We start from the raw sequence: 13155 nt of genomic DNA, 5'->3' as shown, positions 1-13155 counted from the left end.
CCCCGCGTCGAGAGTCGATGACAAGCGGTCGTCAAAGGCTGTATCAGGCACCTCATGCGCTTCTCTCCCGCCTTTCTCGACGACATCCGCGACCGGATCCCGATCTCGGACGTGATCGGCCGGCGTGTGACCTGGGACCGGCGCAAGTCGCAGCCGGGTCGCGGCGACCACTGGGCCTGTTGCCCGTTCCATGGCGAGAAGACGCCGTCCTTCCACTGCGAGGATGCCAAGGGGCGCTATCACTGTTTCGGCTGCGGCGTGTCCGGCGACCATTTCCGCTTCCTGACCGAGCTGGAAGGCCTGTCCTTTCCGGAGGCGGTGGAGCGGCTGGCGGCCGAGGCCGGCGTGCCGATGCCGGCGCGCGACGCCCAGGCCGAGCAGCGCGAGGCGGCCAAGGCGACCATCGTCGACGCCATGCGCCATGCCAGCAGCTTCTTCCAGGCCATGCTGCAGGAGCCGGAGGGCGCCAAGGCCCGCGCCTATCTGCGCGACCGCGGCCTGACCCCGCACACCCAGAAGAAATTCGGCCTCGGCTATGCGCCCAATTCGCGCAACCGGCTGAAGGAATATCTGGCCTCCAAGGGCGTCGGCCGCAGCGAGATCGAGGCGGCCGGGCTGGTCGTCCATGGCGAGGGGATCGCCGTCTCCTACGACCGCTTCCGCGACCGCATCATGTTCCCCATCGTCGACCTGCACGACAAGCCGATCGCCTTCGGCGGCCGCGCCATGTCGGCCGAGGCCCAGGCGAAATATCTGAACTCGCCGGAGACCGAGATCTTCCACAAGGGGCAGGTGCTCTACAATCTCGGCCAAGCCCGGCGCGCGGCGAAGGCGGCCGGCACGCTGGTCGTCGTCGAGGGCTACATGGACGTGATCGCCCTGGCGCAGGCCGGCTTCGAAAATGTCGTGGCGCCCCTCGGCACGGCGCTGACCGAGCGCCAGCTCGACCTTCTGTGGCGCTCGACCGGCGAGCCCATCCTGTGTTTCGACGGCGACGCCGCGGGGCTGAAGGCCGCCCATCGCTCCGCCGAACTGGCATTGCCGGCCCTCAAACCGGGGCGGTCGCTGCGCTTTGCCCTGATGCCGCCGGGCAAGGACCCCGACGATCTGGTGCGCGAGGGCGGGCCGGACGCGTTCCGCGAGATCCAGGGCGCGGCCCGGCCGCTCGCCGATCTCCTGTGGATGCGCGAGACCGCCGGCGGCGATTTTGACACGCCGGAGCGTCGCGCCGATCTCGAACACCGGGTCAAGGCGCTGCTGCGCCAGGTCGGCGACGAAAGCGTGCGCCGGCACTATCTGCAGGACGTCGAGGAGCGACTGCGCTCCTTCTTCGGCGGTTCGGCCAAGACGGCCGGCTACGGCAATCGCCGCGACGGCCGCGACAACCGGGGCGGGGGCCGGGACAGGGACGATCGCGGCGGCGGGCAGCGCCGCGGCGGCGCGGCCGGCGGCCGGCGCTCGGCGATCTCGGACCGCCTCGCGCGCTCCAGCCTGATGCGTCCGCAGCAGGGGCCGCAACCCTCGCTGCGCGAAATCGCCATCGTCCTCGGCTTCGTCAATCATCCGGCGCTGATCCACGAGGAGTTCGATTATTTCGCCGATCTCGACCTGCCGACGGGCGATCTCGACCGGCTGCGCTCCTGCGTCCTCGACGCCTATGCCGAAAGCCCGCCCGCCGATCGCGACGCGCTTCTGGCCGAGCTGCAGGCCCGCGGCGCCCGCGACATCTTCGAGAGCTACGAGAACAAGGCCCGCATGGTGCGCCTCTGGCCGTTCCTGTCGGACGCCGCGCCCGAGGACGCGCGCGAGGCGGTTCGCCAGGCGTTGCACCTGCATCATCGGTCGCGGGCGCTGGCCTCGGAGCTGAAACTTGCCGAGGAGGCGCTCGGCCGCGAATCCTCCGAAGCGGCCTTCGCCCACCTGATGGAGGTCAAGCGCGAACTCGAGCGCGTCGACGGCACGGAAGCCCTGATCGAGGGCTTCGGCACCTTGTCGGGGCGGCCTGCGAAGGCCATATAACCATTCTGACGGACGGCCCGCAGCCTGGAGCACTGCCGCTGCGTGCAGGTAGACCATTGCTTTCAAGCACTTGACTCATCATATGGATGAGGTCGTGGGCAATCGTCCGGTCTCCGCGCTTGAAATTGCCGCTACATGCCCCTTCTTGGGGGCGTCGTCCTGCTTGATCAGCGCCGTGTGGCACGGCGCTTTATGGTTAAGCGAAAGTTTACGGCTCGTGCCGCATGGTGGCGGGCGAGATGACCGCAGCGTCCGCGGTCCGCGACGGCGGACAGCGCGGTACGCGCGAATTGGAGAATGACACGCATGGCGATCAAGGCCAAGGAAAGCGAGGCACCGATCGAGGAGCGGAACGAGGGTGCTCCCGATGGACCCTTGCTCGACCTGTCGGATGACGCTGTCAAGAAGATGATCAAGGCCGCCAAGAAGCGCGGCTTCGTGACCATGGACAAGCTCAACTCGATGCTGTCGGCGGAGGATGTCACCTCCGAGCAGATCGAGGACATGATGACCAATCTCAACGATATGGGCATCAATGTCGTGGAGAGCGACGAAGAGGGCGAGAACGAGGAGCAGTCCGAGTCCTCCGAATCGACCGAGGTCGCCGAGACCGGTCGCACCCAGGTCGCCACCACCACCAAGAAGGAAGCCGGCGACCGCACGGACGATCCCGTGCGCATGTATCTGCGCGAGATGGGCTCGGTCGAGCTTCTGTCCCGCGAGGGCGAGATCGCCATCGCCAAGCGCATCGAGGCCGGGCGCGAGACGATGATCGCGGGCCTCTGCGAGAGCCCGCTGTCCTTCCAGGCCATCATCATCTGGCGCGACGAGCTCAACGAAGGCAACATCATGTTGCGCGAGATCGTCGATCTCGAGGCGACATATGCCGGCCCCGAGGCCAAGACCCCGACGCCGCCCGCCGTCGAGGGCTCCAACGGCTCGGTGAGCGGCGTTCCCAACGGCCCGCCCCATTCGACCGGTGCCCGCGCGCCCGGCGAAGAGGAGGACGAGGAGGACGACGACCTCGAGAACAACCTCTCGCTGGCCGCCATGGAGGCCGAGATCCGGCCGCAGGTCATGGAGACCTTCGACCAGATCGCCGACGCCTATCGCCGGCTGCGCAAGCTGCAGGACCAGCAGGTCGAGAACCGTCTGGCCGCGCAGGGCACCCTGTCGCCGAGCCAGGAGCGGTCCTACAAGAAGCTCAAGGAAGAGCTGATCACGGCGGTCAAGAGCCTGTCGCTGAACCAGAACCGCATCGATGCGCTGGTCGCCCAACTCTACGACATCAACAAGCGGCTGGTCGGCAATGAGGGCCGTCTGCTGCGGCTCGCCGAATCCCACGGCGTCAAGCGCGACGAGTTCCTGAACGAGTACCAGGGCACCGAGCTCGATCCCAACTGGACGCGGCACATCGCCAATCTGTCCGGCAAGGGCTGGCTCAAGTTTGTCCAGGCCGAGAAGGAGCAGATCAAGCGTCTGCGCCAGGAGATCCAGAATCTGGCGACCGAGACCGGTCTCGAGATCACCGAGTTCCGCCGCATCGTCCACATGGTGCAGAAGGGCGAGCGCGAGGCCCGGCAGGCCAAGAAGGAGATGGTCGAGGCCAATCTCCGGCTCGTCATCTCGATCGCCAAGAAGTACACCAATCGCGGACTGCAGTTCCTGGATCTGATCCAGGAGGGCAACATCGGCCTGATGAAGGCGGTGGACAAGTTCGAGTACCGCCGCGGCTACAAGTTCTCGACCTACGCCACCTGGTGGATCCGGCAGGCGATCACCCGTTCGATCGCAGATCAGGCCCGCACCATCCGTATTCCGGTGCACATGATCGAGACGATTAACAAGATCGTCCGCACCTCGCGCCAGATGCTGCACGAGATCGGCCGCGAGCCGACCCCGGAAGAGCTGGCCGAGAAGCTGGCGATGCCGCTGGAGAAGGTGCGCAAGGTCCTGAAGATCGCCAAGGAGCCGATCTCGCTCGAAACGCCGGTCGGCGACGAGGAGGATTCGCATCTCGGCGACTTCATCGAGGACAAGAACGCCATCCTGCCGATCGACGCGGCGATCCAGGGCAATCTGCGCGAGACCACCACGCGCGTCCTCGCCTCGCTCACTCCGCGCGAGGAGCGGGTGCTGCGCATGCGCTTCGGCATCGGCATGAACACCGATCACACGCTCGAAGAGGTCGGCCAGCAGTTCTCGGTCACCCGCGAGCGCATTCGCCAGATCGAGGCGAAGGCGCTGCGCAAGCTCAAGCATCCGAGCCGTTCGCGCAAGCTGCGCTCCTTCCTCGACAGCTGAACGATCATCGGCGGCGCGTCGGTTCCGGACATCCGGGCCGGCGCGCCGTTTTCCTTGGCGGCGCTGACGCCCGCCTGCTGCTTCCGGCAGCCCTGCGCCCGCTCCCTGCCGCCGCCGCGCGATCCCTTCGCGTCCCGCACGATCCCCCCAATGACACGGCCGACGCCCGTGCGGACTTGCCGAACCGGCAGGGCCGCTATCTCCTCCTGTCGACGGCGCGTCTGCGCCAGGTGCCACCAGCGCGCGAAGGAGAGCCATGTCCTTTCTCAAGAAGCTGTTCGGCGGAGGTTCCGCACCGTCCGCGCCGAAGCCGGCGCGGGTTGCGGCCGAAGAGACCTATGACGGGTTCCACATTGCCGCGACGCCGATCGCCGAGGGTGGCCAGTTCCGGCTCTGCGCCACCATCACCCGGACCATCGACGGCGAGACCCGCACGCACCGGCTGGTGCGCGCCGACCTGTTTCAGAGCGAGGAGGAAGCTGCCCGCTTCGCGCTGATGAAGGGCCGGCAGGTGATCGACGAACAGGGCGAGGCGATCTTCGCCGGCTGATGCCGGGCATCGGCAGGGTGATTGCACGCTGCCGTGGAGCGATCGCCAAGTCCCGACGCGGCCCTGGGGCGGCGGTCGACACGTGCCGGTGAGTATGATGATGTCCCGCCGGTCAGGCGAACGGGGAGGCCAACCGTGACACTTCGAAACAAGACCATCTTCATGTCCGGCGGCTCGCGCGGCATCGGCCTCGCGATCGCGCTGAAGGCGGCGGCGGACGGTGCCAATGTCGTGGTGGCGGCCAAGACCGACACGCCGCATCCCAAGCTGCCGGGCACCATTCACACCGCGGTCGAGGAAATCGAGGCGGCCGGCGGCAAGGGCCTCGCCGTCGTCTGCGACATCCGCGACGAGGACCAGGTGCAGGCCGCGGTCGACCAGGCGGTCGCCCGCTTCGGCGGCATCGACATCTGCATTAACAACGCCTCGGCGATCCAGCTCACCGGCACGCTCGACACGCCGATGAAGCGCTACGACCTGATGAACGGCGTCAATGCGCGCGGCACCTTCCTCGTCTCCAAGACCTGCATCCCGCATCTGAAGGCAGCTGCGAACCCGCATATCCTCAACCTGTCGCCGCCGCTCGACATGGACCCGAAATGGTTCCGCAACAACGTCGCCTACACCATGGCGAAGTTCGGCATGTCCATGTGCACCCTCGGCATGGCCGGGGAGTTCCGCCGCGACGGCATCGCGGTCAACTCGCTCTGGCCGCTGACCGCCATCGACACCGCGGCGATCCGCAACGTTCTGGGCGGCGACCAGATGGCGCGGATGAGCCGCTCGCCCCAGATCGTCGCCGATGCCGCCCATGCGATCCTCACCCGGCCGTCGCGCGAATGCACCGGCAATTTCTTCATCGACGAGGTGCTGTTGCGCGAGACGGGCGTCACCGATTTCTCGGTTTACGGACCTGAGGGCGTCGGCGATCCGGTTGCGGATTTCTTCGTGCCCGACGCGGTGATCGAATCCCTGCCGACCAAGCTGCAGCGCCTGCTCGGCTGAACCCGAGCCGGCAGCAACCCACCCAGCCCAACCGACGGAGCCTTCCGATGAACGACAATGCGGCGCTGATCGAGCGCTATCTCGCGGCCTTCAATGCCAGCGACTGGAGCGCCATGCTCGACTGCCTGCACGAGGACGTCGCCCATGATTTGAACGAGGGAGGCCGCGAGATCGGCCACGCCGCCTTCCGCGACTTCCTTGCCATGATGGCCCGCCATTACCGCGAGACGCTGAGCGACATCGTCGTCATGACCGCCTCGAACTCCGGCCGCGCGGCCGCCGAATACACTGTCCATGGCGAATATCTGGCGACCGCCCCGGGCCTGCCCGAAGCGAACGGCCAGCGCTATGCGGTGCCCGCCGGCCAGTTCTTCGAGATCGACGACGGCAAGATCACGCGGGTGACCACCTACTACAATCTCAAGGCCTGGATTGCGGCTGTCTCGGCGCGATGACGCGAGACGACACCGGCAGCCTGTCGGTCGCAACGCTGCGAGGCGCGGCCGCCGAGGCCGTGCTGGACAAGCTGGCGGGCCTGCGGATCTCGGTCTTCAGCGCCTTTCCCTATCTCTATGAGGGCGACCGGGACTACGAGCGGCGCTACCTCGCCACCTATGCCGCCTCGCCGGGGGCGGTGATCGTCGCCGCACGGGCAGGGGACGGCCGGCTCGTCGGTGCCGCGACGGCGGCGCCGCTGGGCGATCACCAGCCGCAGCTCGCCGCGAGTTTCGCCGCCCACGGCATCGACCCGGCCGGCGTCTTCTATCTCGGCGAATCGGTCCTCGATCCGCAATGGCGGGGCAGGGGCATCGGCCACCTTTTCTTCGACGGCCGTGAGGCGGCCGCGGCCGAACAGGGCTTTGCCGTCACTGCCTTCTGCGCCGTCGAGCGGCCCGTCGACCATCCGGCGCGGCTCGCGGACTACCGGCCTCTGGACGACTTCTGGCACAAGCGCGGCTATCGGCCGGTGCCTGGCCTGACGGCGACCATGGCGTGGCGCGATCTCGGCGAGGCGGCCGAGACCGACAAGACCATGCAGTTCTGGATGCGCGCCGTCCCGGCGGATGCCGGCTGAACCGTCGATGAACGGCCGGTTCCGGCAGCGTTCAGTCCCGCTCTCCTAATCTCGGGGCACTCCTTGCCGAACGGGCGGGGAGGCGATCGCTCCTTCCGCCGCACGCTGTCCGGCGGCCTTGCGATCGGACTTCGGCCAATGCGGTCCGGGCGGCGTGTCTGCCCGCCGGACCCCAAAGAGGAGACGCCCCGATGTTCCAGTCTTTCGCCCGCTCGATCTGTGTCGTTGCCGCGCTCGCCACCGGCGGTGTCGCGACCGCCACCGCCCCGGCCGCCGCCGATGGCCTGCGCTTCGGCGTCACCATCGGCTCTGGCCATGCAGCCCAGCCCGTGCGCCATGTCCGCCGCGGCCACCACGGCCGTGTCGCCTGTTCGCCGCGCCGCGCCGTGCGCAAGGCACGCAACATGGGCGTCCACCGGGCCCATGTTCGCCGGGCCAACCGTCGCGCCGTCGTCGTCGCCGGTCACTCGCGCGGCCACCGCGCCGTGGTCCGCTTTGCCCGCGAGCGCGGCTGCCCGGTGATCAGCTTCCGCCGTCGCTGACCCTATCGGCCCCCGCGCCCGGAAGATGCCGGGGCGGGGGCCGCTGTCCTGTCCGCAGCGCGGACCGCGGCGTGTCAGTCGGCGATGGAAAAGACCATGCGCACGCTGGCATTGAAACTGTTCTCGCCGGTTTCGACCGGAACGCTGGGCGCCGCTTCCGCCGCCATCATCTTCATCGACCGGCCCATGGGCTGCGGCGGCATCTGGCTGCCGCTTTCGCTGATCTCGCGCACCGGGCCGAGCGTCACGCCCGCCGCCTCGGCCAGCACCTTCGCCGTGGCCATGGCGTCGCTCACCGCCTCCTGCCGCGCCGCATTGCGCGCCTCCTGCGGCTCGGCAACGTCGAAACTGATCTCGCCGCCCTGATTGACCCCGAGCGTGACCGCCCGGTCGAGGATCTCGCCGAGCTTGCCGATGTCGCGCACCCGCACGGTCAGGCTGTTGCGCACCTCGTAGGCGACGATCTCCGGCGGCTTCTGGGTGCCGTCATTCTGATTGTCGTAGCGATATTGCGGATTGATCGAGAAGCCGGAGGTCTGCAGGTCGCGGTCCGCGACGCCGAGCGCCCGCATGCCGGACGTGACTTCCCGCATCGCGGCATTGGCCGCGTCGAGGGCCGCGCGTGCGGTCTCGGCCGAGCGCAGCACGGTGAAGCTGGTCATGGCGACGTCGGGCGTCGCCCGGGCCTCGCCGGTTCCGGTGACGACGAGGGTGCGCGCGGCCGCTTCGGCGGCGGGCTGCGGCGCGCCGGTCTGCGCCAGCGCAGCGGCCGGCGAAACGACGAGAATCAGGGTGGCGATCAGGGGACTGAAGCGGCGGTTCATGGACGCTGACTCTCCGTTGATGGAAGGTGACAGGGACCGCTCTTCTATGGTCGCATTGCGGCGTCAACACGAAATCATCTGCAGGCGCCCGCAGAACCCGCACGACATCACTCGCCCGCCGCGCTCCCGCTTGAGTGGCGCCAGCCTTTGCGCTACGCCCATCCCCGGCGGGCCTGTAGCTCAATTGGTCAGAGCCGGCGGCTCATAACCGCTTGGTTGCAGGTTCGAGTCCTGCCGGGCCCACCAAAATCTACCTAAGTGGTTGCAATCGCTTGCCAGTTTGCGCGAATTCGGCTCTCGGCAGAGCCCGAACTGCGTAACAAGGAAGATGATTCGGTGTTCTTGCCTAGTTACGTCGCCTCGCGACAGCCAGCGCGCTTGACCCCAGCTGCTGTACGCTCCTCGCTCCCTACTGCGACGGCAAGGTGCCGGGACGCAGGTAGGCGAACATGTGAGCGACATAGTCGGCCTTGCCCAGTTCGACGCCTTGGCTACGCAGGATCGAATACGCGGTCATTACATGAAAAAAGAACTGCGGCAGCGCCCAGTCACGGGCATACTGCTCGGCAGTGAGATCAAACACCATGCCCTGAGGCAGCGCATGAGCGATCTGGGTGGAAGGATCTACAGGGTGGATGTCTGCCATGGCGGCCTCTACCCCGGCGATGGTCTCGGCGATGCGCGCACGCGCGTCCGCGATGGTACCAGGATGCTCGGCTGCGTTCCGCCCCTCGTCCAGAAGGACCCCCACGGAGACAGGGAAGGTCTCCCCTCGGAGCCGGAACAAACCCTCCTGCGCCTGCACGCAGGCGAAGCGGATCTGCGTGGACAACGGGAACATGTCTGGAGCGAGACGCGCGGCTAGCAAAAGCTCGGCCGCGCCCCCTAGCCTCTGTGTCTCCGCTTTACCGAGCCAAGCAGAAAGCGCCGTCAGCATCTGCACGTAGGTTGGTATCAGGAGGTCATGCAGGGGCATCGGGTTCTCGCTTATGATATCTCGGCTCGAGGACGCGTCGAGTGCTTGCCGCTTGTTTATCTCAGGTCAAGCGTCGGTGCCACGTACCCCAAGCTCGGCCGCCCGTTTGCGCGGCCGTACAGGCACCCAGCGGGCCAAAGACATCATCAATGCCTGACATCAACGGCAGCTACGAACGCCTCGCCATGCCGACGCGCGTGTCGTGGAAGGGTCGTGAGTGGTACGACGGCTTTCATGGCGACAGTGCGGGAAGCTGCCTGTCGGCTTTCGGCCCATTGTTGCCGCCTGCAAATGGATTGGGCGGGCGGAAGGCGATCGTTCTACGGCCGCTGCCACGCAACCCGTTTCCGGCGCATTGTGGTCGTTCAGGGTCGGACCCGGTTCGGGACTTGAGGACGATGGGTTGCTGGGGCTGTCCTAAACTGCACCATGGTCCAGGCTGAAGGTCATTCGAAAGGTAGCGCCGCCCACTGCGGGTTCTCGGCTGAATGTTCCCCTCATGCGCCGCATGGCAGTTTCACATATCGAAAGTCCCAGTCCGCTTCCGGACCGAGCATCGTCATTGCCCCGGACGAACCGTGCGAAGCCTGAACAGGGAAACTCCCGCGGCAATCCCGTACCCGTATCGGCAAATAGAAGCGTTCCGTCGTTGGATATGGAAACTTTTACACACGTGCCACTTGGTGTGTGTTTACGGACGTTATCCAAGAGATTTCGCACGATCATACCGATCAGTGTCGAATCGCCGATGACCCGAACGGGCAAGTCCAGGCCGTCCGCCTCGAGCGACCATCCCGCGGACACCAGGCGCGGGGCCGCATCCTGCAGGATCTGGGCGACTGTCTCACCGAGGCGGAGCGATTGGAGGGAGAAAGCCGTACTCCCATCTAACCGAGCGATTTGCAGCAACTGCTCGATTAGACGGGCCATTGCATCGATGTCCTGCATGGCCGCATCCCGGTCCGGGTCAGATGCTAGGCCTTCCAGCCGTAGCTTGAGGTCGGCTAGCGGCGTCCGAAGCTCATGAGCGGCATGGATCGAGAAATCGCGTTGAGCAACTGCACCGGCCCTTATGCTGTCCAAGGCGTGGTTGACGGCAGCGATCAATGGCTGCACCTCCGCAGGTGCCGATGAGCCGGCAAGCCGCTGATGCCCCAAATTGTCAAAGGTGATCCGTTCGGCCTGCGCAGCCACTCGCCGCAGTCCCAGCAGACTGAAGCGAACGATGCTCACTGCAGTGATCACCATGACGACAAGCATTGCCAGCGCCGCCCAACCCAGCTCTTCGAGAGATTGGGCAAAGAAAGTGTTGGTTAGGGCGGTGACATCCGAGCGCGATCGCGCCAGCCGGAGCCAAACCCCAAACTCCGGGACGTAAAGTTCGGCGATCAGGACTGGTCCGGTACCGTCAAGCGTCGGTCCACTTGAAAGAACCGGTTCTGCGTCTGCTGATTGAGGGCGTCCGGCTGGAGCGTTGGCATCGGAGCGATCTAGTACCGCCCCGGTTTCATCGGTGACGGTGTAGCCGTAGACTGGCCGTGTACCTGACAGAAGCCCGGTATAGGGTGGATCAACCTCTGATGATGGCTCCGCCGGGCGGTCGAGTACGACCGTGCCGCCAGGATTGCGCCGAAGCAACCCCGCCCATTCCTCGACTTGAGTGGATAGCCCGCGTTCTTCTATCGCGAATTGGCCGCGCGTGAATTCCAGGGACAGGATCGTACCGGCACCAATAAGGGTCAGAACGGATATCACCGTCACGACCACCGCGAGCCTCACGTCGAGGCGATAGGCCCGTCTCATGATCGGGTCTCGCACAGGATGTAGCCGAGGCCGCGCAGCGCCTTGAGTTCGACAGTCGCCCCGGCCTCCGAAAGCTTCCTGCGAAGTCGATGAACCAGCGTCTCGACCGCGTTGTCCGACCAGTCCTGGTGAAGCGCATAAAGATGCTCGCCCAGCATCCGCTTCGGCGTCACGCGGTCGCCGGCACGGATCAGCTTGTCGAGGGCAGCATGTTCCTGGGCCGTCAGCCTCACGTCTCGATCAGCCACGGTCAGGCTCGCACTTTGGGGATCGTAGAGAAGATTCCCTATCCGCAACTCGGTCGCCGCGATTTCCGCGGAGCGTCTTCGCAAAGCCCTTAGTCGTGCCAGCAGTTCTTCAGTTGCGAACGGCTTGACGAGATAGTCATCAGCCCCCGCATCCAGTCCGGTCACCCGATCCCCGATCTCGTCCCGCGCGGTGAGCATCAATGTCGGCGTCCGCAGACCGGCGGCACGGGCGGACCTGACCAGCGCCCGCCCATCGCCGTCATCGAGCATGACGTCCACGATGCAGAGGTCGTATACCGCTATCTTCCACGCCGCGTCGGCGTCCGCGACCGTCGCGAACACATCGACCGCATGACCGGCCTGGGTCAGCCGTTGAGCCAAGGCCTCGGAAAGTAAGCGATCATTCTCGACGACCAGAATTCGCATCACAACTCTCCAGAACCTTACGTCGGCGAGGCGACGTGAAGCTCTCACTTTGCTGACGGGCTGAGCGTGTCCCAACGATGTCGCCCCGGCACTCCGAGGTGGGGCCGCCCGGGATGACGGGATGATGTCGCCCATCCTTCCAGAGCCGCTAGCCTACGATTTTCCTGTCACTCAAAGCTTGCCCGGTCAATCTCTCCATGCGGGGCGCAAAGCGCGTTCGCGCCTTGCTGTCGGCGTAGGTCACGTGCCGATGGCCCCATGTTGAATCTGACCAGTGCCGACGGACGATCTCCGTCCGGCTCGGTCTTCGAAAACGAAGAGAAGGGGCCCCTAAACAGCCTGCAACGAGATTCTTATCGGGCCACTTTCAATCGAAACGGCGGTCACCACCCGGAACTGCGTGCGACACCGCTCGGAATTCGCAGAGCTGACGGAGGCTGAGTCCGCCGGGGTGTGATGGCGGCGCGTGATCGCCACAAGCAAGCCATTACGACCAACACGTGCGGCGCCCAACTTCGGCGGCTTCGTCCAGCAGTTTGCAGGGCTCAAATCTGCAAGTTTTCTGCAAGTTAGCCAGCGCATCCGCCGGGGTCATGAGCGCACCCCTATCCAGCCCCTTTTCATCCGCCGCGAAATCGGACCGTCTGATTATCGCGTTCCTGATCGCCACCTTGGCAGCCAGCATGTTTTTCTGGATTTTTCCAGAACTCGACTTAGTTGTGAGTCGTTGGTTTTTTAGCCCTAACGAAGGCTTTATCTCGTCGAGCAATACAAAACTTCAAGGGCTCCGAAGGAGTTCCCGTTGGGCCTTGGCCGGAGTTATTGTCGTTATACTGCTCCGCATGATCTGGGATACCATCAACGGCGCCTTGACCTGGTCACGTGTGCGGAAGCCGATCTGGCTGCTGGCTGGACTAGCTCTTGGGCCGGGCTTGCTTGTGAACGGCCTCTTGAAAGCGCACTGGGGCCGACCCCGACCAATCAATGTCGACGTTTTTGGAGGGGACGCAGTCCACCAGACGGTCTGGGTCATCAGCGATTGGTGCGATCGAAACTGTTCGTTTGTGAGCGGAGAAGCGTCCTCGTCAGCCTGGCTTGTCGCTGCGGCCCTCGTGACGCCGAAGCCAGTAAGGCTGGCGGCAACAACAGTGACGCTTGTCTACGCTGGATCATTATCGCTTAACCGGATCGCCTTCGGCGGACATTTTCTTTCAGATGTTGTGCTTGCCTGGTTGATCTGCGGACTGATATTCGCAGTTCTTTATCGGCTTATCCCTGACAAGGCTCATCCTTTCTGCTCGGGCGGGACCCATCCTTAGCGAAGCCGCATGCGGGTGGAGCCAATCTGCCGGCTTCTGCCGATCTCCCGTCGTCGTTGACGAT

The 13155-nt window shown here is 65.5% G+C and carries 12 protein-coding genes and 1 tRNA gene; 9 read left to right on the top strand and 4 right to left on the bottom strand.

Going from position 1 to position 13155, the window contains the following annotated elements; all coding sequences use genetic code 11:
- Positions 1-54: 54 nt before the first annotated feature.
- From dnaG to J3367_RS18630, 7 genes are all read left to right on the top strand, one after another.
- Positions 55-2019 carry a DNA primase gene (gene dnaG / locus J3367_RS18660; RefSeq protein WP_187390653.1) on the top strand — a complete coding sequence of 655 codons (1965 nt, stop codon included), beginning with the start codon at positions 55-57 and terminating at the stop codon, positions 2017-2019.
- A 306-nt stretch (positions 2020-2325) separates the two neighbouring features.
- The gene (gene rpoD, locus J3367_RS18655; RefSeq protein WP_024351281.1) at positions 2326-4323 is read left to right on the top strand and encodes an RNA polymerase sigma factor RpoD; all 1998 of its coding nucleotides are present in this window, start codon (positions 2326-2328) and stop codon (positions 4321-4323) included.
- Positions 4324-4579: 256 nt separating this feature from the next.
- Entirely contained in the window at positions 4580-4873 is a 294-nt protein-coding gene (locus J3367_RS18650; protein ID WP_187390654.1) for an HlyU family transcriptional regulator, read from the top strand.
- Between the two features lie 135 nt (positions 4874-5008).
- Positions 5009-5878: an SDR family oxidoreductase gene (locus J3367_RS18645; protein WP_228241425.1), complete on the top strand. Its 870-nt coding sequence runs from the start codon at positions 5009-5011 to the stop codon at positions 5876-5878.
- A gap of 47 nt (positions 5879-5925) precedes the next feature.
- Positions 5926-6333 carry a ketosteroid isomerase-related protein gene (locus J3367_RS18640; RefSeq protein WP_228241426.1) on the top strand — a complete coding sequence of 136 codons (408 nt, stop codon included), beginning with the start codon at positions 5926-5928 and terminating at the stop codon, positions 6331-6333.
- On the top strand, positions 6330-6953 hold the full coding sequence (locus J3367_RS18635; RefSeq protein ID WP_421462082.1) for a GNAT family N-acetyltransferase: 624 nt from the start codon (positions 6330-6332) through the stop codon (positions 6951-6953). The genes J3367_RS18640 and J3367_RS18635 overlap by 4 nt, the downstream gene beginning before the upstream one ends.
- A gap of 191 nt (positions 6954-7144) precedes the next feature.
- The gene (locus J3367_RS18630) at positions 7145-7495 is read left to right on the top strand and encodes a hypothetical protein (RefSeq protein WP_024351276.1); all 351 of its coding nucleotides are present in this window, start codon (positions 7145-7147) and stop codon (positions 7493-7495) included.
- A gap of 74 nt (positions 7496-7569) precedes the next feature.
- Here J3367_RS18630 and J3367_RS18625 read toward each other — a convergent pair whose 3' ends face one another.
- Entirely contained in the window at positions 7570-8319 is a 750-nt protein-coding gene (locus J3367_RS18625) for an SIMPL domain-containing protein (protein WP_421462080.1), read from the bottom strand.
- A gap of 169 nt (positions 8320-8488) precedes the next feature.
- Here J3367_RS18625 and J3367_RS18620 point away from each other — a divergent pair.
- A tRNA-Ile gene (locus J3367_RS18620) sits at positions 8489-8565 on the top strand.
- A gap of 163 nt (positions 8566-8728) precedes the next feature.
- On the opposite strand, the gene J3367_RS18615 is transcribed toward J3367_RS18620, so the two are convergent.
- From J3367_RS18615 to J3367_RS18605, 3 genes are all read right to left on the bottom strand, one after another.
- On the bottom strand, positions 8729-9295 hold the full coding sequence (locus tag J3367_RS18615) for a DUF1993 domain-containing protein (RefSeq protein ID WP_421462078.1): 567 nt from the start codon (positions 9293-9295) through the stop codon (positions 8729-8731).
- Between the two features lie 417 nt (positions 9296-9712).
- Positions 9713-11098, bottom strand: coding sequence for a sensor histidine kinase (locus J3367_RS18610; RefSeq protein WP_228241431.1), 1386 nt, complete (start codon positions 11096-11098; stop codon positions 9713-9715).
- A complete protein-coding gene (locus tag J3367_RS18605; RefSeq protein WP_228241436.1) occupies positions 11095-11772 on the bottom strand; it encodes a response regulator in 678 nt (225 codons plus the stop codon). The genes J3367_RS18610 and J3367_RS18605 overlap by 4 nt, the downstream gene beginning before the upstream one ends.
- Before the next feature lie 593 nt (positions 11773-12365).
- Here J3367_RS18605 and J3367_RS18600 point away from each other — a divergent pair.
- On the top strand, positions 12366-13091 hold the full coding sequence (locus J3367_RS18600) for a phosphatase PAP2 family protein (protein ID WP_187392536.1): 726 nt from the start codon (positions 12366-12368) through the stop codon (positions 13089-13091).
- The last annotated feature ends 64 nt before the right edge of the window (positions 13092-13155 follow it).

The organism is Aurantimonas sp. NFXS3, from assembly GCF_049132005.1.
Classification (GTDB): Bacteria; Pseudomonadota; Alphaproteobacteria; order Rhizobiales; family Rhizobiaceae; genus Aurantimonas; species Aurantimonas coralicida.
This window is presented reverse-complemented; position numbering and strand designations above follow the sequence as displayed.